Source organism: Lysobacter sp. Root667 (assembly GCF_001427715.1).
Classification (GTDB): domain Bacteria; phylum Pseudomonadota; class Gammaproteobacteria; order Xanthomonadales; family Xanthomonadaceae; genus Lysobacter.
The window spans coordinates 225,669-247,759 of sequence record NZ_LMHF01000011.1 but is presented as its reverse complement, the minus strand read 5'-3'; the positions used below and the strand labels follow the sequence as shown (position 1 = coordinate 247,759).

General features: G+C 71.2%; 17 protein-coding genes. 6 read left to right on the top strand and 11 right to left on the bottom strand.

Features of this window, described 5'->3' with window-relative positions; translation table 11 throughout:
• Positions 1–33 precede the first annotated feature (33 nt).
• A complete protein-coding gene (locus ASD78_RS11180) occupies positions 34–1,203 on the top strand; it encodes a class I SAM-dependent rRNA methyltransferase (RefSeq protein WP_055905470.1) in 1,170 nt (389 codons plus the stop codon).
• A gap of 432 nt (positions 1,204–1,635) precedes the next feature.
• On the opposite strand, the gene ASD78_RS11175 is transcribed toward ASD78_RS11180, so the two are convergent.
• The 3 genes from ASD78_RS11175 to ASD78_RS11165 all read right to left on the bottom strand — a co-directional run bounded on the left by ASD78_RS11175 (position 1,636) and on the right by ASD78_RS11165 (position 3,742).
• Positions 1,636–1,968 carry a hypothetical protein gene (locus tag ASD78_RS11175; protein WP_056101355.1) on the bottom strand — a complete coding sequence of 111 codons (333 nt, stop codon included), beginning with the start codon at positions 1,966–1,968 and terminating at the stop codon, positions 1,636–1,638.
• Between the two features lie 114 nt (positions 1,969–2,082).
• The gene (locus ASD78_RS11170) at positions 2,083–2,781 is read right to left on the bottom strand and encodes a hydrolase (RefSeq protein ID WP_082575566.1); all 699 of its coding nucleotides are present in this window, start codon (positions 2,779–2,781) and stop codon (positions 2,083–2,085) included.
• A gap of 28 nt (positions 2,782–2,809) precedes the next feature.
• A complete protein-coding gene (locus ASD78_RS11165) occupies positions 2,810–3,742 on the bottom strand; it encodes a DMT family transporter (RefSeq protein WP_056101353.1) in 933 nt (310 codons plus the stop codon).
• Between the two features lie 94 nt (positions 3,743–3,836).
• Here ASD78_RS11165 and ASD78_RS11160 point away from each other — a divergent pair, with 94 nt between their 5' ends.
• Positions 3,837–4,778 carry a LysR family transcriptional regulator gene (locus tag ASD78_RS11160; protein WP_082575565.1) on the top strand — a complete coding sequence of 314 codons (942 nt, stop codon included), beginning with the start codon at positions 3,837–3,839 and terminating at the stop codon, positions 4,776–4,778.
• A 53-nt stretch (positions 4,779–4,831) separates the two neighbouring features.
• Here the strand turns inward: ASD78_RS11160 and ASD78_RS11155 are convergent, their stop codons facing one another.
• Positions 4,832–5,179: a hypothetical protein gene (locus ASD78_RS11155; protein WP_056101351.1), complete on the bottom strand. Its 348-nt coding sequence runs from the start codon at positions 5,177–5,179 to the stop codon at positions 4,832–4,834.
• Between the two features lie 95 nt (positions 5,180–5,274).
• Here ASD78_RS11155 and rmuC point away from each other — a divergent pair, with 95 nt between their 5' ends.
• A complete protein-coding gene (gene rmuC, locus ASD78_RS11150) occupies positions 5,275–6,630 on the top strand; it encodes a DNA recombination protein RmuC (RefSeq protein ID WP_056101349.1) in 1,356 nt (451 codons plus the stop codon).
• A gap of 492 nt (positions 6,631–7,122) precedes the next feature.
• Here rmuC and ASD78_RS11145 read toward each other — a convergent pair whose 3' ends face one another.
• The 6 genes from ASD78_RS11145 to ASD78_RS11120 form a co-directional block, all read right to left on the bottom strand.
• The gene (locus tag ASD78_RS11145; protein WP_343123538.1) at positions 7,123–8,400 is read right to left on the bottom strand and encodes a VacJ family lipoprotein; all 1,278 of its coding nucleotides are present in this window, start codon (positions 8,398–8,400) and stop codon (positions 7,123–7,125) included.
• A 74-nt stretch (positions 8,401–8,474) separates the two neighbouring features.
• Complete coding sequence (locus ASD78_RS11140; RefSeq protein ID WP_055905457.1) at positions 8,475–8,756, bottom strand: STAS domain-containing protein; 282 nt, start codon at positions 8,754–8,756, stop codon at positions 8,475–8,477.
• 2 nt (positions 8,757–8,758) lie between these two features.
• Positions 8,759–9,415: an ABC transporter substrate-binding protein gene (locus tag ASD78_RS11135; protein WP_056101345.1), complete on the bottom strand. Its 657-nt coding sequence runs from the start codon at positions 9,413–9,415 to the stop codon at positions 8,759–8,761.
• A complete protein-coding gene (mlaD, locus tag ASD78_RS11130; RefSeq protein ID WP_056101342.1) occupies positions 9,412–9,975 on the bottom strand; it encodes an outer membrane lipid asymmetry maintenance protein MlaD in 564 nt (187 codons plus the stop codon). The genes ASD78_RS11135 and mlaD overlap by 4 nt, the downstream gene beginning before the upstream one ends.
• A gap of 95 nt (positions 9,976–10,070) precedes the next feature.
• Positions 10,071–10,820, bottom strand: a complete 750-nt coding sequence (locus tag ASD78_RS11125; RefSeq protein ID WP_055905449.1) for an MlaE family lipid ABC transporter permease subunit — start codon at positions 10,818–10,820, stop codon at positions 10,071–10,073.
• Positions 10,820–11,608, bottom strand: coding sequence for an ATP-binding cassette domain-containing protein (locus ASD78_RS11120; protein WP_056101338.1), 789 nt, complete (start codon positions 11,606–11,608; stop codon positions 10,820–10,822). The genes ASD78_RS11125 and ASD78_RS11120 overlap by 1 nt, the downstream gene beginning before the upstream one ends.
• Positions 11,609–11,914: 306 nt before the next feature.
• On the opposite strand from ASD78_RS11120, the gene recC reads away from it, so the two are divergent.
• The 3 genes from recC to recD are packed head-to-tail and all read left to right on the top strand — an operon-like array spanning position 11,915 to position 20,777.
• A complete protein-coding gene (gene recC / locus ASD78_RS11115; protein ID WP_056101455.1) occupies positions 11,915–15,253 on the top strand; it encodes an exodeoxyribonuclease V subunit gamma in 3,339 nt (1,112 codons plus the stop codon).
• Positions 15,250–18,945: an exodeoxyribonuclease V subunit beta gene (locus ASD78_RS11110; RefSeq protein ID WP_056101334.1), complete on the top strand. Its 3,696-nt coding sequence runs from the start codon at positions 15,250–15,252 to the stop codon at positions 18,943–18,945. The genes recC and ASD78_RS11110 overlap by 4 nt, the downstream gene beginning before the upstream one ends.
• The gene (gene recD / locus ASD78_RS11105; protein WP_056101330.1) at positions 18,942–20,777 is read left to right on the top strand and encodes an exodeoxyribonuclease V subunit alpha; all 1,836 of its coding nucleotides are present in this window, start codon (positions 18,942–18,944) and stop codon (positions 20,775–20,777) included. The genes ASD78_RS11110 and recD overlap by 4 nt, the downstream gene beginning before the upstream one ends.
• Positions 20,778–20,950: 173 nt before the next feature.
• Here the strand turns inward: recD and ASD78_RS11100 are convergent, their stop codons facing one another.
• Positions 20,951–22,039, bottom strand: a complete 1,089-nt coding sequence (locus ASD78_RS11100; protein ID WP_055905435.1) for a LysR family transcriptional regulator — start codon at positions 22,037–22,039, stop codon at positions 20,951–20,953.
• Between the last annotated feature and the right edge of the window lie 52 nt (positions 22,040–22,091).

The window sequence follows — 22,091 nt, the reverse complement described above, 5'->3', positions numbered from 1 at the left end:
CGGCTGCGCACGCAACCCGCGTAAAATGCGCCGATGAATAGCGACCTGCCCTCCGTACGCCTCAAGAACGCCTGGAAATCCACCCATCCCTGGATCTTCCAGCGCCTGGTCGACAAGCCCGCCCAGCGTCCCAAGCCCGGCTCCATCGTCGAAGTCTTCGGCGTGGACGGCGACTGGATCGGCCGCGGCTTCTACAACGGCCATTCGCGCATCGCCCTGCGCATGCTCGAAAACGATCCGAACGTGGCGGTCGACGCGGACTGGTTCGCGCGCAAGATCGCCGCGGCGGTGTCGCTGCGCCGCGACGTGCTGCGCCTGGACGAGGTCAGCGACGCCTGGCGCGTGGTCCACAGCGAAGGCGACGGCCTCAGCGGTCTGGTCGTGGATCGCTACGGCGACCTGCTGGTGGTCGAGTACTTCAGCGCCGGCGCGTTCCGCTACCGCGAATGGATCTACGACGCCCTGCGCGCGCAGTTCCCGGGCTGCCGCTTCTACGCCTTCGCCGACGAGCACGTGCAAAAGCAGGAGAGCTTCGACTTCCGCGGCACCGAGGCCGTGCCGCCGGCCGTCATCACCGAGTACGGCATCCGCTTCCGCGCCGACCCGGCTGGCGCGCACAAGACCGGCTTCTTCGCCGACCAGCGCGAGAACCGCGAATGGCTGTCGCAGCAGGTCGCAGGCAAGCGCGTGCTCGACCTGTGCTGCAACACCGGCGGTTTCGGCGTCTACGCCAAGGCGCGCGGCGCCGAGGAAGTGATCGGCGTGGACATCGACGCCGACGTCATCAACATCGCCAAGGGCAACGCCAAGCTCAACAACGCCCACGTCAAGTTCGTCCAGGCCGACATCTTTCCCTACCTGCGCGATATGGGGAACGCCGGCGAGCGTTTCGACGTGGTGATCCTGGACCCGGCCAAGATGACCCGCGACCGCGAGCAGGTGATCCCGGCGCTGAAAAAGTATCTGGATATGAACAAGCTCGCCCTGGGCGTGGTCAAGCCCGGCGGCTTGTTCGCGACCTTCTCCTGCACCGGCCTGGTCAGCGAGGAGCAGTTCCTCGACATGATCCGCCGCGCCGCCTTCTACGCCGGGCGCACGGTGCAGGTGCTGAAGGTGTCCGGCGCCGGCGCCGACCACCCCTGGCTGGCGCAGGTGCCGGAATCGCGTTATCTCAAGGCGGTGTTCTGCCGCGTGCTGGACTGAGCGGAACGTCGTAACTCGCGCGAGTCGCGGGCTGCGGCGACAGCCGCGCCCTCGCGAAAGCTCGAATGGGCGCGTCCTGCTCTCTGTAGGAGCGGCGTAAGCTAATCGCGCCGGTCGTCGATCGCGGCTTACGCCGCTCCCACAGGAAGCGGGCACGGTCCGCGTCGYTSGTGAATKCCATTCATGRCGGCACGATCCRTGTGGGTCGTAATCGCGCCGGTCGTCGATCGCGGCTTACGCCGCTCCCACAGGAAGCGGGCACGGTCCGCGTCGTTGGTGAATGCCATTCATGGCGGCACGATCCATGCGGGTCGTAATCGCGCCGGTCATCGATCGCGGCTTACGCCGCTTCCACAGGAAGCGGGCTCGGCCTCAGTCGCTGGGGTGTAAGCCGTCACCGCGACCATGCTCCCATCCGAAGCAAGCCCGGCCTCAAGCCGCGGTCGCGTAAGCCGCCCCCGCGATTACCAGGGCCACAGCCGCCACCGCCAGCGACGCCAGGCTCAAGCGATGCGCGCGCCGCAGCCGCTGCTCCAGCGTCATCGACGCCTGCTGCAGCGAGGTGATGGTCTTCTGCATTTCCGCCGCCAGCACCTTGATCGATTCGGCGTTCTGCGCGGCCACGTCCTGCAATTCGGTGATCTGCAGCGCAACCACGTCCGAAGGCGGGGCGATGGCCTGCGGCGGCGGGCGGGTGAAGTAGGGCCGCGCCAGGCGCAGGATTTCGGGGATCAAAGGTGCGGCGACGGTGAACCAGGCGGCCATGGCGACTCCGGGCGGCGGCAAGGCGCCGCGATCACGATGAGGGAGCCGCCACTGTAACGCCGACGGCCGCAACGACTTGTCGCGATCCGGCCGTCGGCCTGCGCCGGTGCGCGATTACTTGCGCGGCGCGACCATGCGCTGGTGGTAGTCGATGCCCTGGCCCCAGGCGCCGCCATGCTCCTGGGCGATCTTCTGCACCTGCGCGCCGGTGTTGCCGCGCGCCCAGTCGCCCTGCCATTCCAGCATCACCGCCATCCAGGTCACCGGCACCGCGCCGGCCTGGATCATGCGCTGCACCGCCATCTCGTGCGATTCGCGCGACACGTCGGCGCTGGCGTCGACCACCACGTAGACCTCGTAGCCATCTTTCAGCGCCGACAGCACCGGCAGGGTCACGCAGCTGTCGGTCCACAGGCCGCTGACCAGCAGCTTCTTGCGGCCGGTGGCGGCGATCGCGGCGCGCACGCGCGGGTCCTGCCAGGCGTCGATCGAGGTACGGTCGACCGGGGTCAACTCCGGGCGCGCGTCGGTCAACTGGCGGAACAGCGGGCCGCCGAAACTCTGCGCGCTGATGGTGGCGTAGGTGGTCGGCACCTCGAAGGCCTTGGCGGCCTTGCTCAGGCCGACCGCGTTGTTGATCAGTTCGACCACCGGGATCGACTGCACCGAGAACACGAACTGCGGTTGGTAGTCGACCATCAGCAGCACGCTGTTGTCGCGGGTCAGCGGCTCGCGCAGGTCGGCGTGGGCGGGCGCGGCGGCGGCGAGGGCAACGATGGCGGCGAAGGCGTAGCGGGCGAATGCGAGGTACATGACAGAAGTCCGAGTGGGGGTTGATGGATCAGCGCGCGACGCCCAGAGCGGGCAGTGCGGACGCAGCGGGAACAGAAACGGGAGCGGCGACGCGGCGGTTGGCCAGGACCACGCCGACGAACACCAGCGCCACCGCCGGTGCGAAGCCCCAGCCCAGGCGCTCGCCAAACAGCAGCGCGCCCCAGATCACGCCGGTCAGCGCGACCACGTAACCGATCTGGCTGTAGGCGACGGAATCGGCGATGCGCTGCAGGGCGGCGGCGGCGACGTTGGCCGACAGGGTGACCAGCACCATCGCCAGCAGCAGCGGCCAGGAGGCGGCCAGCTGCTGCAGGTCCGCGCGCTGGCCGCTGACCGCGATCAGCGGCAGCACCGCCAGGGCCTGCACCAGCATCGTGCCGGCGCTGGACATCGGCGCGCTCAGTCCGCTCGGCCAGTAACGGCTGCGGTAGACGTTGCCGATCGCCAGCAGCACCGGCACGCCCAGGGCGATGGTCAGGGCCAGCGCCTGTTCGGCCTCGACCGAACGCGCGCGCGGCACCAGCACCAGCAGCACGCCGGCCAGGCCCAGGGCGGTGCCCAGGGCGGCGGTCGGGCTCGGCCAGCGGCGCTCGACCAGGGCGTTGAACAAGGAGGTGAACAGCGGCGACAGGGTCACCACCACGGTGAAGATGCCGGCCGGGATCCGCGCCAGCACCCAGTTGCCGAGCAGGGCCGAACCGGCGACCGCGATCAGCGCGGCGATCAGATAGAAGCGGCGCGAGGCCGGGTCCAACGGCAGGCGTTCGCCGCGCACGGTCTGCACCGCCATCAGCACCGCGGCGGCGCCGCCGGTCTGGATCAGGGAAACAATCAGCGGGCTCAGGCCGCGGCCCAGCAGCAGCTTGCCGATCACGAAGATGGCACCGACCAGGCTGCCGGCCAGCAGGGTGAGAATTAAGCGCTTCGTGGTGAGGTTCATGGCGTCGTACCGGGGCGGGATGGGCGGGACGAGGCCAAGTTACGGATTCTGGACCTGCGGATAATCGGCCCGGACGTGGTTAGACTGTTTCCCCATGTCAACAATCCCGCAGGGGCGCCTGCCCGTCCCCGATCTCGCCGGCCTGCTCGCCTTCGTGCGGGTGGCCGAACTGGGCAGCTTCGTGCGCGCCGCCGACGCCCTGGGCCTGTCCAAGGCCGCGGTCAGCAAGCAGGTTTCGGCGCTGGAAGGGCGCCTGGGCGCGCGCCTGCTGCACCGGACCACGCGCCGGCTCAGCCTGACCGAGGCCGGCCAGGCCTACCTGCGCCATGCCCAGTCGGCGTTCGCCGAGGCGCGCGCGGCCGAGGACGCGGTCGCCGGCACCGGCGATCTCGCCCAGGGCCGGCTGCGGGTGTCGGTGCCGATGACCTTCGGCGTGATGCACGTGGCCCCGCACGTCGGGCCGTTCCTGGCCCTGCATCCGCAAGTCGACCTGGACCTGCAACTGGACGACCGCCCGACCGACCTGGTCATGGAAAGCCAGGACCTGGCGATCCGCCTGGGCCGCCTCGAGGCCTCCAGCCTGGTCGCGCGCACCATCGCCCACAGCGGCGTGCTGCTGTGCGCCTCACCCGCCTACCTGGACCGCCGCGGCCGCCCGCAGCGCCCCGACGAACTCGGCGCGCACGACTGCCTGCACTTCAGCCTGGCCGCGACCGGCCGCACCTGGGAACTGCGCCACGGCGAGGAAGTCGTCCGCGTCGCCCTGGGCGCGCGCCTGGACGCCAACTCCAGCCTCGCCCTCAAGGCCGCCGTGCTGGCCAGCGCCGGCATCGCCCGCATTCCCGAATTCGCCATCGCCGACGAGATCCGCGACGGCCGCATGGAACGCGTGCTGCCGCACTGGCACATCAACGGGCTGGATGTGCACGCGGTGATGCCGGAAAGGCGCTACGTGCCGGCGAAAGTGCGGGCGTTCGTGGAGTTTTTGGAGGCGCGGTGGAAGGAGAATCCGGGGTGGCTAAGCGCCGCACCGTGACTGCGCGCAGGGTCGAGCGGCAAGGGCGCCGCTGCGATTCGTCGCCGGTTTCGTCAGTCGCTGCGCGAGGCGTCCAGTGCCAGACCGCAATGCGCGCAATACCGGATGTGCGCGTTGTGGCTGGTGATGGCCCAGGTGGGCGTGTGCGCGCGCGACAGCCGATAGCGGCAATGCGGGCAGCGCAGCAGGAAGCTCAGTGCATACGCGACTGCGGTGTAGACGAAGGCAGCCAACAGCAACAGCGACCACCAGTAAGAAACGCACCATTGCACGAACGCCGAATCCTGATTCGACGAGTTCCAGCTGACCATCATGGCCACAACGGCGGGCAGGATCGCGATGACCTGGATCGCCAGCCCTATGCGCGCGATTCTGGCCAGTCGCTGACGCGGGGTAAGCATCGGATCTCCTGGATCGATGGTGCGGCTGGGCCAAGCATAGCCTCGGGACACCGCGCATTCTTAGTCCTTGAGAAGCCCCGGGCTACACTGTCGCCATGGCCGAAACCCCGCTGCTGCTGACCCTGTTGTTGATCGCCGTGCTGGCGGCGATCGTGTTGTTGATCGTGCTCCTGCTGCGCAAGCCCGACGGGCGGCTGGAGCAGTCGTTGCGCGAGGAGCAGCGCGAGGGGCGCGGCGAGTTGCGCCAGCAGCTCGATAGCCTGTCGTCGGCGCAGGAGCAGCGCATCGAAGGCTTCGGCGGGCGCCTGACCGAACTGACCCAGCGCACCGACCAGCGTCTGGATCAGCTGGTGGTCACGCTGACCGACGACGCGCGCAAGGGACGCAGCGAGGCGGCGGAATCGCAGCAGCGGTTCGCCGAGGGCTTGGGCCAGCGCCTCAACGAACTCACCCAGCGCAACGAGCTGCGCATCGGCGAGTTGCGCACGACCTTGGAGGAGCGTCTGCGCGAACTGCAGGCCGACAACACCGCCAAGCTCGAGCAGATGCGCGCGACCGTGGACGAGAAGCTGCAGACCACGCTGGAAACCCGTCTGGGCGAGTCGTTCCGGCTGGTGTCCGAGCGCCTGGAACAGGTCCAGCGCGGCCTGGGCGAGATGCAGCAGCTGGCCAACGGCGTCGGCGACCTCAAGCGCGTGCTGACCAACGTCAAGACCCGCGGCACCTTCGGCGAAGTGCAGTTGGGCGCACTGCTGGAGCAGGTGCTGACGATCGAGCAGTACGACAGCAACGTCGCCACCGTGCCGGGCAGCGGCGAGCGCGTCGAGTACGCGGTGCGCCTGCCGGGCACCACGCCGGAGCAGCCGGTTCGTCTGCCGATCGACGCCAAGTTCCCGCGCGAGGACTACGAGCGCATGCTCGACGCGCAGGACCGTGCCGATGCCGAGGCCTTGGCGATCGCCGCGGCCGGGCTGGAGCGTCAGGTCAGGGTCGAAGCCAAGCGCATCCGCGACAAATACCTGGCGCCGCCGCACACCACCGATTTCGCCTTGCTGTTCCTGCCCACCGAAGGCCTGTACGCCGAAGTGCTGCGCCGGCCCGGTTTGTTCGAGGCGCTGCAGCGCGACTTCCGCGTCACCCTGGTCGGACCGACCACCTTGCTGGCCCTGCTCAACAGCCTGCAGATGGGCTTCCGCACGCTGGCGATCGAACAGCGTTCCAGCGAGGTCTGGCAGCTGCTGGGCGCGGTCAAGAGCGAGTTCGGCAAGTTCGCCGACGTGCTCGAACGCACGCGCACGCAGCTGGACACGGTGCGCAAGAGCATCGACGGCGCCGGCGTGCGTACGCGCGCGATCGAACGCAAGCTCAAGGGCGTGGAGACGATGCCGTCGGACGAGGCGCGGCGCTTGCTGGGTAACGACGATTTCGTCGAGGGCGACGACGAGGCCTGAGCTTTCCCTTCTCCCGCTTGCGGGAGAAGGTGCCCGAAGGGCGGATGAGGGGAGCGATTGAGGTTGGAGTGACGCGCTTGCGKCGGCCCTCACCCCAACCCCTCTCCCGCGAGCGGGAGAGGGRCTACAGATTCGTCGAGCGACGACGAGGCTTGAGCTTTCCCTTCTCCCGCTTGCGGGAGAAGGTGCCCGAAGGGCGGATGAGGGCAGCGGTTGAGGTTGGAGTGACGCGCTTGYGGCGGCCCTCACCCCAACCCCTCTCCCGCGRGCGGGAGAGGGGCTACAGATTCGTCGAGGGCGACGACGAGGCTTGAGCTTTCCCTTCTCCCGCTTGCGGGAGAAGGTGCCCGGAGGGCGGATGAGGGCAGCGGCTTAGGTTGGAGCTACGCGCTTGCGACGGCCCTCACCCCAACCCCTCTCCCGCCAGCGGGAGAGGGGCTATAGAGCGTCGGGCGTTTTACTGCGCGGCTGCTTGAGCGCGCGCAGCCACCATCAACGGTTGTAATTCGCGTCCGTCGGCATCATCGGCATCGCATCCGCCGGGACGCTGGGGTTGCTGTCGTCGCGCAGGTAGTCCGGCAGGCCCTGGTCTTCGGCGTCCATGCGGTCGCCGAAGATCTGGTAGTCGCGGCGCTGCATCCACGAGTCGCGGACCAGGGTGTAGTCGTCCTCGGCGCCTTCGCGCAGGGCGTCGGTGGGCATCAGCTGGGCGCGCACGTCGACCAGTTGCAGGCCCTGCAGCGGGATGCGGATGCGATCCGGATCGACCTGGCGCAGCGGGCTCAGCGGCGCGTCGCCGACCGCGCCGAAGGCGTCGCGCACGGTGCGCGGGCCGAACAGCGGCAGTTCCAGGTAACGCGAGCGCTTCCAGCCCCACACGCCCATGGTCTGGCCGAAGTCTTCGCTGCGGTTGGGCAGCTTGGCGTCGCTGGCGGGGTCGAAGATGCCGCCGATGCCGACCGTGGTGTTGAGCGCGAAACGGCCCAAAGACTGCGCGGCCTGCTTGGGCTTGCCCTGCAGCAGCGCGTTGACCGCCGACACCGGCTGGCCGAGGTTGTTGAAGAAATTGCTCACGCCCAGGCGCACCGGGCGCGGGACCACGCGCACGTAGGCGCGCGCGAGCGGCTTGGCGATGATGCGATCCACCGCGTTGTTGAAGCGGTGCATCTTGCGGTTGTAGCGCTCCCACGGGTCGTAGATCGTCGGCAGCGAGGCCGGCGCCGGCAGGGTCGGGTCGGCGACCGGATCGTATTCCTGCGATTGCGCGCCGTAGAGCGCATCGAAGTCGCGCTCGGCGTCGGTGCGCGGGTCGGCCGGGCTGGCCTGCGCGGCAGCGGTGCCCGCGGCGGCGGCGGTGTCGGACGCGTGCTCGACCTCGGCCGGCGTGGAGGCCTCCAGCGCGGAGACCGGTTCGGGTACCGCGCCAGCGTCGACCGCGGCGGTTCCCGCGTTTGAAGCATCCGCGGCTTCGGTGGCCGAGGCCCTCGCGTCGGCCGCCGCGGATGCGGCGTCCTTGGCGGCTGCGTCGGCTTCGGTCCTGGCCGCAAGTTCGTCCAGTGTCGGCGTCGCGCTTGCGTCGGCGCCGGTCTTGCCGTCCTCGATCTTGAGGCGGCAGGCCAGGGCCGCGTCGGCGCTGCCGTCGCCGGCCGCCAGGCAGGCTTCGTAGGTGGTGCGCTGCTGCGCCGACATCTGCTGCGCGTTGGCGGCGAGCGGCGCCAGGGCCAAAGCCAGAGCGATGGCGGAGGAAAGCGTGGGGGTGGGGGAGCGCATGGTCGCAGTCTATTCGCTAAGGGCGGCCTGGCCACATCCCTGGGGCGATAGCGACCGCAACGGTGTGTTCGGGATCAGCTGGAAAAGCCCAGTCCCTCGTCGAGTCGGTACGCGGTGCGCAGCTCGGTCAAACCGGGCGGCGTGCCGATCACGCTCACGCCCGGCGCGCGCGCGGCGAGTTCGGCCAACAGCGCCAGGCCGGCGCTGTCGACTTCGCTGACCGCACCCAGCTCCAGGCGGCGCAGGTCCTTGAGCAACGGCAGCGCCTGCCGCCACAGCGCCGCCACCGCGGCGCGGTCGAGCGCGCCGGTGAACACCAGCGCTTCGCCTTCGCGTCGGACGGTGGCCGCGCTCATGCTCAGTTGCTCTGGGCCTGGGCCTGCAGACGGCCGGCCTGGATGTCGGCGGCGACCTGCGCGATCGACTTCTGCTTGAGCGGGGTGTCGAACTGGTTGCGGAAGGTCTGCACGAAGCTGACGCCTTCCACCATCACGTCGAACACCTTCCAGTTGCTGCCGATCTTGCGCATCAGGTAGTCGACCGGCACCGGCTCGCCGCCCTGGCGCAGGTATTCGCTGGACACCTTCACGATCGCGCCGCCGCGCAGCGGGGTTTCGGACTTGATCCGGACCTTGAGCTTGGCGTTGAAGTCCAGCAGCGAGGAACCGTAGCGCTGCATCAGGCTGGTGCTGAGCGCGTCGGCGAACAGCTTGACGTCGCTGTCGGAGGCGCCGCGGCCGTGCGTGCCCAGGACCAGGCGCGCGGCGTAGTCGCGGTCGAACATCTGGTTGAACTCGGTGCTGATGAACTGGCTCAGCGCGGCGCGGTTCTTGGTGAACTCGGCGCGACGCGCTTCCAGCGTGCTCAGGATGCGGGTGCTGTTGGCCAGCACCATCTGGCTGGGCGAGCCGGCCGGTGCGGTGGTCGCGGCCTGCGCCGACTGCGCGAATACGGTGACGGGCGCGGCGGCGAGCAGCGCCGACGCGATCACAAGGGAGATAAGGGTGCGCTTCATTTCTTGCTCTCGTCTTGGGTGGGGGCGGCGTCGCCTTGCAGGTACGCCGGAACGTCGTTGGTGGCGGGCGCCGCGGCGTCTTTCTTGTCGCCGCCCTGGGCACCGCCGCCGCTGAACATGTACTTGCCGACCAACTGGATCAGGTCGACCGCGGGCTGGGTCAGGAAGATCTCGTCGCCGGGCTTGAGCGGCTCCGGATCGCCGCCCGGGGTCAGGCCGATATAGCTCTCGCCCAGCAAACCGCTGGTGAAGATGCCGGCCGAGGTGTCGGCGGGCAGGTCCTTGTACTGGCTGTTGATCGCCAGGGTGACCTTGGACTCGAAGGTCTTGGGGTCGAGCTCGATCTGGGCGACCTGACCCACCGCGACGCCGCCGATCTTGACCGGCGCGTTCGGGCGCAGCGCGCCGATGGTGGTGAAGCGGGCCTTGAGCGCGTAGCTGTCGCCGCCGAAGCCCCACTTGCCGTTGGTGGAGGCGATCGCCAGCACCAGCAGCGAGGCCAGGGCGAGCAACAGGAACGCGCCGACGGCGAATTCGATGCGGGGACTGCGGACGGACATGGGTGGATCTCCAGGTGTCGAGCGTTGTCGCGTAACAGCGGGTGTTGCATTGGAAAGTCCGCACAGGGATGTGCGGGTTCTTGCGAAGGGACTCGCTATCTAAACAGCAACGCGGACATGACGAAGTTGAACATCAGCACCAGCAGCGACGCGTTGACCACCGCCTTGGTGGTCGCGACCGAGGTGCCTTCGATAGTCGGTTCGGCGTGATAGCCGACGTAGGCCGCGACCAGCGCCGAGGTGGCGCCGAACACGCCGGACTTCAACAAGGCCACGCAGAAGTCGTCGACGAAATCGACGTTGTCCTTCAGCGCGGGCCAGAAGTAGCCCGGGTCCAGGCCGATCACGTGCACCGCCTCGAGGTAGCTGGCGGCGATCGCGAAGCTGCAGAAGAAGCCGGTCAGCAGCGGCACGCTCAGCACCGCGGCCCAGAAGCGCGGCGCGACCGCCTTGCCGACCGGGTCGATCGCCATCAGGCCCAGCGCGGTGATCTGGTCGGTGGCACGCATCAGGCCCAGTTCGGCGGCGATCGAGCTGCCGGCGCGGCCGATGAACAGCAGCGCGGTGAGGACCGGGCCGAGTTCGCGGTACAGCGACAGGCCGAGCAGGGTGCTCAGCGAGTTGCTGGCGCCGAAGGTGGCGAGCGTGCGGTAGCCCTGCAGGGTCAGCACCAAGCCCACGAACGCGCCGCCAACGGCGATGATCGGCAGCGAACGTGCGCCTATCTTGTAGATCTCGCGGGTCAGCTCGCGAAAGAAGTCGGGCGTCGGCTTGGACGCGCGGAACACCGACAGGGTGAACAGGCCGGCGCGGCCGAGCTGGCGGGTGGCTTCGACGAAGGCCATCAGGCGGCCTCCGCCGTGCGCGGCGCGGCGTCGAACGCGATCGGACCGTCGGGTTCGCCGCGCAGGAACTGCTGCACCAGCGGGTCGGTGCTGGCTTCCAGCTGCGCCGGGGTGCCGGAGAAGACGATGCCGCCGTTGGCGATCACGATGGCGTGGTCGGCCACGGGCAGGGTTTCGTGGACGTGATGGGTCACGATGATGCTGGTCAGGCCGAGGGTGTCGTTGAGGCGGCGGACCAGGCTCATGACCACGCCGGAGGCGATCGGATCCAGGCCGGTCAGCGGTTCGTCGTAGATCATCAGCGGCGGGTCCAGCGCCAGCGCGCGTGCCAGCGCGACCCGGCGCGCCATGCCGCCGGACAGTTCGCGCGGGTAGGCGTCGGCGGCGGCGCGCAGGCCGACCGCGTTGAGTTTCATCAGCACCAGGCGCTGGATCAGGGCATCGGGCAGATCGGTATGGGTGCGCAGCGGCAGGGCCACGTTCTCGGCCGCGGTGAGGTCGGTGAGCAGGCCGTTGCCCTGCAGCAGCACGCCCAGGCCCTTGCGCAGTTCCAGCAGCGCGCGCGAACGGCGCGGCACGTCCTGGCCCAGCACTTCGACCCGGCCCGCGGCCGGCGCGAGTTCGCCGGTAAGCGCCGACAGCAGCGTCGACTTGCCGCTGCCGGAGGGGCCCAGCACCGCGACGATGCTGCCGCGCGGCATCGACAGGTTGATGTCGCGCAGCACGGCACGGCCGCCGCGATCGAGTCGCAGGTCGGTCAGGCGGACGATGGGCGTTTCGGTCGTCATGCTGTGGGCGTCATCCGGAGAGGTGCGGCCGTACGCGGCCCGCGTGGGGTCGCAAGTTTCGGCAGCTTGGCGGGCTGAGGCTGAACGGGGATGCAGCGCGGTCATTGTCGCAGGTTCCACGGCGACGCCACGCAAACGGCACCATCGTCGTGCCGTCGATGCTGGACGGCACGGATTAAGAAGGCTTTAAGCGCCGGCGCTACGCATGCGGCGTGGCGCCGGGCGGCATCGGACCGCCCGCTGGCGCAGGCTTGATCGCCGCAAAGGATCGCCACACCCGTGTCCGCGCTGCGGCAAGATGTCGCGATGCCCGGCCGTCCCGACTTCCGTCTCTACCATTCCAATGCGCTGGACGTGCTGGCCGGGCTGCTGGCACAGGAACTGCGCACGCCCGCGCCGGGGCAGTCGGCGCTGGCGCCGGACGTGGTCCTGATCCCGCAGGTGGCGATGCGGCGCTGGCTGCAGGCGACCCTGGCCCAGGCCTACGGCATCGCCGCCAATCTCGAATTCCTGACTCCGGGCGAGTTCGTCCAGCGCGCGCTCGACGCCAACGTGCCCGGCGTGGAGGACGACATCGGCGCCGACGCGCTGCGCTGGCGCCTCTACAAGGAGCTCTCGCATCCGGCCACGCTGCGCGAACCGGCGCTGGCCGAATTGCGCGGCTATCTGGCCGGCGCCGACCCGCTCAAGCCCTGGTCGCTGGCCGGCGAGCTGGCGGGCCTGTTCGAGAAGTACCAGGCCTGGCGCCGCGACTGGCTGCTGGCCTGGGACGCGGGCCAGGCGCGCGACGATGCCCAGGCCGCGCTGTGGCGCCGCGTCGCCGGCGGGCGCCTGTACCGCGCGCGCCGCATCGGCGACTACCTGGCGCGCCACGGCGGCGACGATGCGCCGGCGCCGGCCGGCCTGCCGCCGCGGTTGTTCGCCTTCGCCACCCTCAACGTCTCGCCCGACGTGCTGCGGGTGATCGCGACCCAGGCCCGCGCCGGCGTGCTGCATTTCTATCTGCCCACGCCGACCCGCAAGTACTGGGGCGACCTGGCGAGCTACGCCGAGCGCCTGCGCCTGGACGAAGCCGGCGCACCGGCCGAGGCCGACGACGACAACCCGCTGCTGCAGGCCTGGGGCGCGGCCGGCCGCGACTTCATGGCGGTGCTGGGCGGCTACGAGGTGGTGCACCCCTCGGGCGAGATCGCCGCCTATGCCGATCCGGAAACCGATCCGGCCGACGATCCTGCGCGCGACAGCCTGCTCAAGCGCCTGCAGCGCGACCTGCTGCACCGGCGCGCGCCGGCGCTGCCGGCCTGGCGCGACAGCGTCGATACGGCCGACCCCAGCCTGCAGGTCCACGCCTGCCATACCCGGTTGCGCGAAGTGCAGGTGCTGCACGACCAACTGCGCGGCCTGCTCGAAGACCCGCGCTTCGATCCGCCGCTGCAGCCGCGCGAGATCGCGGTGCTGGCGCCCGACATCGATCCCTACGCGCCGCACATCGCCGCGGTGTTCGGCGGCCTGGCCGGGCGCCCGGGCTTCATTCCCTATGCGCTGGCCGACGTCAGCCCGCTCGCCGCCGAACCGCTGGCCGACGTGTTCCTGCGCCTGCTCGCGCTGCCGGTGTCGCGCTTCGGCCTGAGCGAGATCCTCGACCTGCTGGCCACGCCCGCGATTGCCGACGCCGCCGGCCTGGACGCGCCCGCGTTCGAACGCCTGCATGCCTGGCTGCACGAGGCCGGCGCGCGCTGGGGCATCGACGACGCCCACCGCGCCCGCCACCAGGCGCCGGCCGACGACGCCTACACCTGGCGCTTCGCCCTCGACCGCCTGCTGATCGGGCATGCCAGCGGTGGCGACGAGGACATCGCCGGGGTCGCGCCGTACACCGAACTCGAAGGCAGCGCGCTGGACGCGCTCGACGCCTTGATCCGTTTGCTGCGCGTGCTCGCCCGCCACGAACGCGCGCTGGCCGCGGCGATGACGCCGGCGCAGTGGCGCGACCGTCTGCTGAGCCTGTTGCAGGCCTTGTTGCCGCAGCGGCCGCGCGAGTCCGGCGACTTGCGCACCCTGGAACGCCTGCGCCTGCTGGTGGAAGGCTTCGCCCGCGATGCCGGGCGCGCCGGCTTCGACGCGCCGGTGCCGGCCGAAGTGGTGCGCGCGCATTTCCGCGCCGCCCTGAGCGACGCCGACACCCGCGCGCCGCTGCTCACCGGCGGCGTCAGTTTCGGCCGCATGGTGCCGATGCGCCTGATCCCGTTCCGCGCGATCTGCCTGCTCGGCATGAACGACGGCGACTACCCGCGCCGCGATCCGGTCGGCGGCCTCAACCGCCTCGCCGCCGAACTGGGCACCACCGCGCGCCGCCACGGCGACCGCTCGCTGCGCGAGGACGATCGCTTCCTGTTCCTGCAGCTGTTCGTGGCGGCGTCCGAGGTGCTGTACCTGAGCTACCTGGGCGCCGACCCGCGCGACGGCAGTGCGCGCGAGCCTTCGCCGCTGGTGTCGGAACTGCTGGACGTGGCCGCGCGTTACCACCGCGAACCCGACGCCGCGCGCGTCGCCCTGATCGTGCACGAACCGCTGCAGCCGTTCTCGCCGGCCGCGTTCGGCGCCGGCGACGGGGCCGACGGCGCGCTCGAACCGCGCCGCTACAGCTACCGCGGCGAATGGCGCCCGGCGGCGCAGGCCGGCGCCGGCGAACGCAGCGAACTCGGGCCCTGGATCGACCGTCCGTTGGCCCCGGTCGAGGCCGCGCCGCGGATCGCGCTGGCCGACCTGCGCGCGTTCCTGCGCGACCCGCCGGGCGCGTTCCTGCGCCAGCGCCTCAACCTGCGCCTGCCCGACGCGGGCGACGCCGACGACGATGTCGAACCCTTGCTGCTGCCTGGCCGCGGCCTGCAGCGCCAGCAATTGCAGCAGGCGGTGTACGACGCCCTGCTGGACGGGCAAGGCGAGGGCCTGCAGGCGCGCTTGCGCGCCCGCGCGCTGCTGCCGTCCGGGCCGCTGGGCCGGCGCCAGCTCGACAGCCTGCTCGCCGAAGTGCGGCCCTACGCCGAGGCCTTCGCGCGCTGGCGCGAGGATCAGGCGCCGCAGTCGCGGCACTTCGAACTCGAATTCGGCGCGCAGCGGCTGCACGGCCGCATCGACGAGCTCTACGCCGCCGGTCTGGCGCGCCTGCGCTTCGGCGCCTTGCACGGCCCGGCCCAGATCGCCCACGGCCTGGACTGGCTGGTGCTGTCGGCGCTGGGCGACACGCGCCCGCTGGCGCAGTTCGCCCAGGCCGGCGCCGGGGTCGGGCCCAGCCTGCGCGCGGCGCTCGCACCCGCGCAGGCGCGCGCCGCGCTGGACGCGCTGCTGCGCCTGCGCGCGCACGGCCTGCGCGAGCCGCTGCCGTTTCTGCCGCGCGCGGGCTGGCTGTGGTACCTGGCCGACAGCGAGGGCCGCGACGCCTGGAACCAGGCCGCGCTGCAATGGCACGGCGGCAGCCACAGCTGGAGCGAGGCCGAGGCCGGCGGCGCGCGTCTGGCGCTGCGCGGGCGCGATCCGTTCGCCGCCACCGCCGAGGGCGCGGCCCTGGCCGACGAGTTCCGCGCCATCGCGCGGCTGGTGTTCGATGCCGTCGTGCACGGCCGCAGCGAGGAGGACGCGCGATGAGCGAACGCCCGCGCGACCTGTTCGACCCGGCGCCGGTCGCCGCCGTCGCGGACGACGATTTCCTGCGCCTGCCCTTGCACGGCCTGCACCTGATCGAAGCCAGCGCCGGCACCGGCAAGACCTACACCCTGGCGACCCTGGTCACGCGCCTGGTGATCGAGCGCGGCCTGCGCGTCGGCCAGATCCTGGCGGTGACCTTCACCGACGCGGCCACCCAGGAACTGCGCGAACGCCTGCGCCGGCGCCTGCTGCTGGCCGCGCGCATCGCCGCCGACGATCCCGCGCTGCCCGCAGCCGACGACGACGGCGAGCGCGCGGTCACCCGCGCCCTGATCGCCGCGCGTCTGAACGAGGAAGCGCCGGCGGCGTTGCGCGTGCGCCTGCAACGCGCCGCGCGCGAGATCGACCTGGCCGCGGTGGTCACCATCCACGGCTTCTGCGCGCGCGTGCTCAGCGAGCACGCCCTGGAAACCGGGCAGGCCTTCCTGGCGCCGGAGATGATCGGCAGCGACCGCGAGCTGCGCGAGGAGGTCGCGGTCGACCTGTGGCGCGCGCTCGGCACCGATGCGGTCGCCGCCGAACTGCTGCAGGCGCGCTGGCCGGCCGGCCCCCCGGCGCTGGCCGCCGACTTGGGCGCGCTGCTGCGCGCAGCGCGGCTACGGCCGCCGCTGCCCGCGGCCACGCCCGATCCGCTGCCGCTGCTGCAGACGCGCGCCGACGCCCTGCGCCGGAGTTATCTGCAACACGGCGCGCAGGCCTTCGCCGATCTGGAAGCGGCGATGGCCGCCAAGGTGCTCAACGGACAGACCTGGCGCGCCGAACTGCCCGGCGCCCTGCGCGAGGCGCTGGCGCGCTGGTGCGCGAACGGCGACGCCAGCGCACGCATCGAACCGCGCATCGACCGCATGACCCCGGCCGCCTTGGCCGACCGCACCAACAAGGGCAAGCAGGCGCAGACTCCGAGTTCGCCGCTGTTCGCCGCCCTCGCCGATTACCTCGCCGCCGCCGCCGCGCGCGCGCAATGGCTGGACGCGCAAGGCCTGGCGCTGGTGCACCGCGTGCGCGAGGAAGCCGCGGCGCGCCTGGCCGAGCTCAAGCGCGTGCGCCGCGTGCAGACCTACGACGACCTGATCGACGGCGTCGCCGATGCCCTGGCCGGCCCGCACGCGGACGCGCTGATCGCTCGGCTGCGCGCGCAGTACGCGGTCGCCCTGGTCGACGAGTTCCAGGACACCGACGCGCGCCAGTGGGCGATCTTCGAACGCGTGTTCGGCCCGGCTAGCCGCGACGACGGCAGCGCGCTCCTGGATAGTCCGCTTCTGAATACCCCGCTTCTGAATACCCCGCCCCTAAACAGTCTGTTTCTGATCGGCGATCCCAAGCAGGCGATCTACGGCTTCCGCGGCGGCGACGTCCACACCTACCTCGCGGCTGCGGGCCGGGCCGAACAGGCGCCGCCGCTGCGCCGCAACTTCCGCTCGCGGCCGTCGCTGCTGCGCGCGGTCGAAGCCCTGTACCGGCGCGCCGGCGCGGACGCCTTCGTCGATGCGCGCATCGGTTTCCATGCGGTCGAGCCCGGCGGCGTGGTCGCCGACGAGGCCTTGCTGCGCGCCGGCCGCCGCGCGCCTGCGCTGACCCTGCGTCGCCTGCCGGCGCCCGACGACGGCCGCAAGCAAGCGCAGTGGAGCGCGCCGGAATCGCGCGAACTCGCGACCCGCGCCTGCGTCGCCGCCATCCACGCCTGGCTCGTGGACGCCCGCGCCGGCCGCGCCACTCTCGACGGCCGTCCGCTGCAGCCGGCCGACATCGCCGTGCTGGTGCGCAGCCACGACGAGGCCGCACGCGTGCAGCGCGCCCTGGTCGCCGCCGGCATTCCGGCGGTCGCGGCCGGGCGCCGCAGCGTGTTCGCGACCGAACAGGCGCAGGAACTGCTGGCCCTGTTCGACGCCCTGCTCCAACCCGGCGACGGCGGCCGCCTGCGCGCGGCGCTGGCGAGCGTATTCCTGGGCCTGGACGCGGACGCGATCGCGCGCCTGGACAGCGACGAGCTGTGGCAGCGCGACTGGCAGCTGCGCGCGCTGGAATGGCGCGAGCGCTGGCAGCGCCACGGCCCGCTGGCCCTGGTCGCCGACCTGTGCGCGCAGCAGGCGCCGCGTCTGCTCGCGCTCGACGACGGCGAACGCCGGCTGACCAACCTGCTGCAACTGGGCGAAGCGCTGCAGGAGGCCGACGCCCGGGCGCTGGGCCTGCACGGCCTGGTCGACTGGTTGCGCCTGCGCATCGCCGAGGCCGACGACAACGACGAACAACAGCAGCTGCGTTTGGAATCCGACGCGCGCCGGGTCCAGATCCTGACCCTGCACAAGAGCAAGGGCCTGGAGTTCGGCCTGGTCTTCCTGCCGTTCGCGGCGATCGGGCGCGAATCGCGCGGCGGCCGCCATTGCGAATACCCCGACGACGACGGTCGCGTGCTGCAGCTGGAAGGCGAGCACGACGACGCGGCCACCCCGAGCTGGAACGAAGCGCGCAGCCGTTCCTTGCGCGAGGCCGCGGCCGAGGATGCGCGCCTGCTCTACGTCGGCCTGACCCGTGCCAAGCACGCCTTGTGGCTGGCGACCGGGCCGCTGTACCTGGGCGCGGCTACGCCGTTGGCGCCGATGCTGGACGACATCGCCGCGCTCGCCACCGGCGACGGCCACGACATCGCCGTGGACGACGGCGCGCCCGAACCGCGTCCGCTGCCGCTGCCGCCGCAAGCGGGCGGGGCGGTGCCGCCGGCGCGCACGCTGCGCCGCGGCCTGTCGCGCGACTGGTGGGTGCACAGCTTCACCCAGCTCACCCGCGAGGACGCAGGCAACCGCGTGCAGGACGAGCGCGGCGCCGAGGACGAACCCGAACCGCTGATCCTGCCCGCGCCGCACGAGCTGCCCATCGACGTGATGGAGCTGCGTTTCTCCGGCAGCCGTTTCGGCAACGCCGTGCACACCGCTTTGGAGCGCTGCGATTTCGCCGCATGGCGACACTGGCGCCGCCTCGGCCTGGTGCCGGACGGACAGGAGCCGCTGCTGCGCACGGCGATGCACGAGCAGGGCTACACCGATGCCGACATCGACGGCGGCGGCCTGGATACCCTGGCGCGCCTGGTCGGCGCGACCCTCACCGCGGCCCTGCCCGAAGGCGCGCGCCTGGCCGATTTGCCGGCGAACGCGCTGCGCGCCGAAATGGAATTCCATTTCGCGCTCAACGATGCTTCGACCGCGGCGTTGCTGGATCTGCTGCACGCGCACGGCTGGCTGCGCGCGCGCCAGGCCTTCGGCCACCGGCGCCGCCTCGACGGCCTGATGACCGGCAAGATCGACCTGGTCTACGTGCATGAGGGCCGCTACTACCTGCTCGACTACAAGACCAACCGCCTGCCGTCCTACGATGCCGCCGCGATCGAGCGCGCGATGGACGACAGCGAGTACACCCTGCAATCGCTGATCTACACCCTGGCCCTGCACCGCTGGCTGCGGTTCCGGCTGGGCGCGGACTACGACTACGACCGCGATTTCGGCGGCACCCGTTATCTGTTCTGCCGCGGTCTGGACCCGATCCGCAGCGCAGCCGAAGGCGACGGCATCCATGCCCAGATACCGCCGCGCGCGTTGGTCGAAGCGCTGGATGCACTGTTCGGCGGAGGCGCGGCATGAGCCTGATCGACGCCCTGCTGCGACGCGGCCGCCTGCGCACGGTCGACCATGCCCTGGCGCAGTCGCTGCGCCGGCTCGATCCGGCCACGCCGGAACTGGTCCTGGCCGGTGCGGCGCTGGCGTCGCGCGCGATCGCCGACGGTCACGCCGCGTTCGATCCCGAGCGGCCCGGCGAGGAAGTCGCGGACGTCGTCCTGGCCGAGCCGCAGCAGTGGTTGGCGGCGCTGCAGGCCTCGTCCTGGATCGCCACCCCTACAGATGAAACGCCCGCCGACGTCGGCGCGCCGCTGGTGCTGGAACGCGGCCTGCTCTACCTGCGCCGTTATCGCGAATACGAACGCCGCCTGGCCGCGCGCCTGCGCGCGCTGGCCGCGCAAGCGCCGCCGCGCGTCGATGCCGCAGCGCTGGCGCCCTTGTTCGCGGCCCTGTTTCCGCAAGCGCGCGACGGCGACCGCCAGGCGCGCGCGGCGGCGCTGGCCTTGGCGCGCGCCCTGCTGCTGGTCACCGGCGGGCCGGGCACCGGCAAGACCACCACGGTCGCGCGCTTGCTGCTGCTGTTGATCGCGCAGGCGCGCCAGTCCGGCGCGCCGCCGCCGCGGATCGCCCTGGCCGCGCCGACCGGCCGCGCCGCCGAGCGCATGGCCGAAAGCCTGCGCGCCGCTGCCGCGTCGCTGCGGCTCGTGGCGGGCGTCGATGCGGCGCTGTGCGAAGCCCTGCCGGTGGAAGCGCGCACCCTGCATCGGCTGCTGGGCACGCTGCCCGACAGCCCGCGCTTCCGTCACGACGCCCGCGATCCCTTGCCGTACGACGCGATCGTGGTCGACGAGGCCTCGATGGTCGACCTGCCGCTGATGTGCAAGCTGGTCGAGGCCGTGCCCGACGGTGCGCGCCTGATCCTGCTGGGCGACCGCGACCAGCTGCCCTCGGTCGAAGCCGGCGACGTGCTGGCCGCGATCGTCGATGCCGCGGGCGAAGACGAAGCCTTGCCGGCATCGATAGCGCAGGCCTTGCAGCCCTTGCTCGGCGACAGCCTGTCCGTGGACGACGGCCTGCCGACCGCGCCCTTGGCCGGGCATCGCGTGCATCTGCAACGCGGCTACCGCCAGGCCGAAAGCCTGGACCTGGCGCCGCTGGCGCAAGCCACGCGCGCCGGCGACGCCGACACCGCCCTGGCCCTGTTGCGCAGCGGCGAACTGCGCGGCGTGAGCTTCCACGAGGATGCGATCGATCCTTTGTCCGGCCCCGGCCGCGAGCGGCTGTTGGGCGAATGGCGCGCATTGGCCGCGGTCGAGGATCCTGCGCAGGCCTTGGCCCTGGCCGCGCGCGTGCGTCTGCTGACCGCGCTGCGCGACGGTGCGCAGGGCGCCGCGCCCTTGAATGCGCGCATCGAGGAAGCGCTGGCCGGCAGTCACCGGCCGGCGTATTTCCAGGGCCGTCTGCTGCTGATCACCGAGAACAGCTACCGCCACGGTCTGTTCAACGGCGACATCGGCGTCTGTTTGCGCGCGGCCGACGGCGCGCGCGAGAGCGAGGGTCCGATCGCCTGGTTCGCCGGCGGCAGCGAGGGCGTGCGCGGTTTCTATCCGGCCGCCTTGCCGGCGCACACCGGCGCGTTCGCGATGACGGTGCACAAGTCGCAGGGTTCGGAATTCGACAGCGTGTGGCTGCAACTTCCGCGCCAGGACGCGCGTAGCCTGTCGCGCGAACTTTTGTACACGGCGATGACCCGCGCGAGGCGCGAGCTGCATCTGTGCGCCAGCGAGGCGATCCTGCGCGCGGCGCTGTCGCGGCATGCGATGCGGGTGTCGGGGTTGGCGGGGAGGTTGCGCTAGGCGTTGCGCGTGGGTTTGGGTGGGGGTGGGGCAGAAGCATTTGCGCCTTTGGGCTGCATTCCCCTCACCCCAGCCCTCTCCCGCAAGCGGGAGAGGGGGCTCATGGCGAGCGGTCGGTGCGGTCGGTGCGATGGTGCGGGTCGCTCGTGCTCACCGCACCTGGCGGATCCGGCTCAGGCCAGTTCCGCGTCTTCGTCGTGGCGTGCGCCGGCCACGATCGCTTCGACTTCGACTTCCGGCGAAGGCGCGGCCTTGTTCGGACGCTGCTTGGCGACCTTGGCCAGTTCGGCCGCGATCGCCGCGGAGGCGTCCTCGGAGGCCTTGCGGAAACGCTGGCGGTCCGGGCACAGCACCTGCATGTAGTCGGCGTCGAAGTTCAGGCGTTCGACCAGGAAGTCGACGAACGCGCGCACCTTGGGTGACTGCACCTGGCCGCGCGGGAACACCGCGTTGAAGTCCATCTCCGGACCGGTCCAGCCGGCCAGCACGCGCTGCACATAGCCTTGTTCGGCGTAGGCCTTGACCGTGACGTCGCTGGCCAGCATCAGGCCTTCGCCGCACAGCAGCGCGCCCTTGAGCGCGCCGGGGTCGTTGGCGACCAGCACCGGATCGACCCGGTAGTCGATGTTGCGTTCGCCGTCGCTGAGCGTCCATACGTAGGCGCCGTTGCGCCGCGACTTCTGCATCGCCAGGGTGCGGTGGTGCTGCAGATCGTCCGGGTGCAGCGGCTCGCCGTGGCGGGCCAGGTAGTTCGGGCTGGCGTAGACCTGGGTGCGGAACACCGCCAGGCGGCGCGCGATCAGGTTGGAGTCGGGCAGCTCGCCGACGCGCAGGGCGACGTCGATCTCCTTGTCGATGATGTCCAGCGGTTCGTTGGTCAGCAGCATCTCCAGTCGCACCTCGGGATGGCGGGCGTGGAACTCGCCCAGCAGCGGCGCGATCCAGGTGATGCCGACCGAGTACGGCGCGGTGAAGCGCAGCCAGCCGCGCGGGCCGCCCTGCAGCTGGCCGACCGCGCTTTCGGCTTCGTCCAGTTCGCGGGCGATGCGCTGGCAGTGTTCGAAGTAGATGTTGCCGGCCTCGGTCAGGCCGAGCTTGCGGGTCGTGCGGTGCAGCAGCTGCGCGCCCAGGCGCGTCTCCAGATCCTGGACCTTGCGGCTGACCGTGGTCTTGGGGAGCCGCAGCGCGCGCGCCGCGGAGATGAAGCTGCCGTGCTCGACCACCTTGACGAAGATCAGGGTGTCGTTGAGATCGCGGGCCATGGGGGCCTCCGGATTGGGATGACGGGAAGGGCCGTCTCGGACCGGCTGGGGG

Bases quoted from the DNA above. Each gene is read 5' to 3' on its own strand.
- ASD78_RS11180 (WP_055905470.1), top strand. From the start codon at position 34: ATGAATAGCGACCTGCCCTCCGTACGCCTCAAGAACGCCTGGAAATCC.
- ASD78_RS11175 (WP_056101355.1), bottom strand. From the start codon at position 1,968: ATGGCCGCCTGGTTCACCGTCGCCGCACCTTTGATCCCCGAAATCCTG.
- ASD78_RS11170 (WP_082575566.1), bottom strand. From the start codon at position 2,781: ATGTACCTCGCATTCGCCCGCTACGCCTTCGCCGCCATCGTTGCCCTC.
- ASD78_RS11165 (WP_056101353.1), bottom strand. From the start codon at position 3,742: ATGAACCTCACCACGAAGCGCTTAATTCTCACCCTGCTGGCCGGCAGC.
- ASD78_RS11160 (WP_082575565.1), top strand. From the start codon at position 3,837: ATGTCAACAATCCCGCAGGGGCGCCTGCCCGTCCCCGATCTCGCCGGC.
- ASD78_RS11155 (WP_056101351.1), bottom strand. From the start codon at position 5,179: ATGCTTACCCCGCGTCAGCGACTGGCCAGAATCGCGCGCATAGGGCTG.
- rmuC (WP_056101349.1), top strand. From the start codon at position 5,275: ATGGCCGAAACCCCGCTGCTGCTGACCCTGTTGTTGATCGCCGTGCTG.
- ASD78_RS11145 (WP_343123538.1), bottom strand. From the start codon at position 8,400: ATGCGCTCCCCCACCCCCACGCTTTCCTCCGCCATCGCTCTGGCTTTG.
- ASD78_RS11140 (WP_055905457.1), bottom strand. From the start codon at position 8,756: ATGAGCGCGGCCACCGTCCGACGCGAAGGCGAAGCGCTGGTGTTCACC.
- ASD78_RS11135 (WP_056101345.1), bottom strand. From the start codon at position 9,415: ATGAAGCGCACCCTTATCTCCCTTGTGATCGCGTCGGCGCTGCTCGCC.
- mlaD (WP_056101342.1), bottom strand. From the start codon at position 9,975: ATGTCCGTCCGCAGTCCCCGCATCGAATTCGCCGTCGGCGCGTTCCTG.
- ASD78_RS11125 (WP_055905449.1), bottom strand. From the start codon at position 10,820: ATGGCCTTCGTCGAAGCCACCCGCCAGCTCGGCCGCGCCGGCCTGTTC.
- ASD78_RS11120 (WP_056101338.1), bottom strand. From the start codon at position 11,608: ATGACGACCGAAACGCCCATCGTCCGCCTGACCGACCTGCGACTCGAT.
- recC (WP_056101455.1), top strand. From the start codon at position 11,915: ATGCCCGGCCGTCCCGACTTCCGTCTCTACCATTCCAATGCGCTGGAC.
- ASD78_RS11110 (WP_056101334.1), top strand. From the start codon at position 15,250: ATGAGCGAACGCCCGCGCGACCTGTTCGACCCGGCGCCGGTCGCCGCC.
- recD (WP_056101330.1), top strand. From the start codon at position 18,942: ATGAGCCTGATCGACGCCCTGCTGCGACGCGGCCGCCTGCGCACGGTC.
- ASD78_RS11100 (WP_055905435.1), bottom strand. From the start codon at position 22,039: ATGGCCCGCGATCTCAACGACACCCTGATCTTCGTCAAGGTGGTCGAG.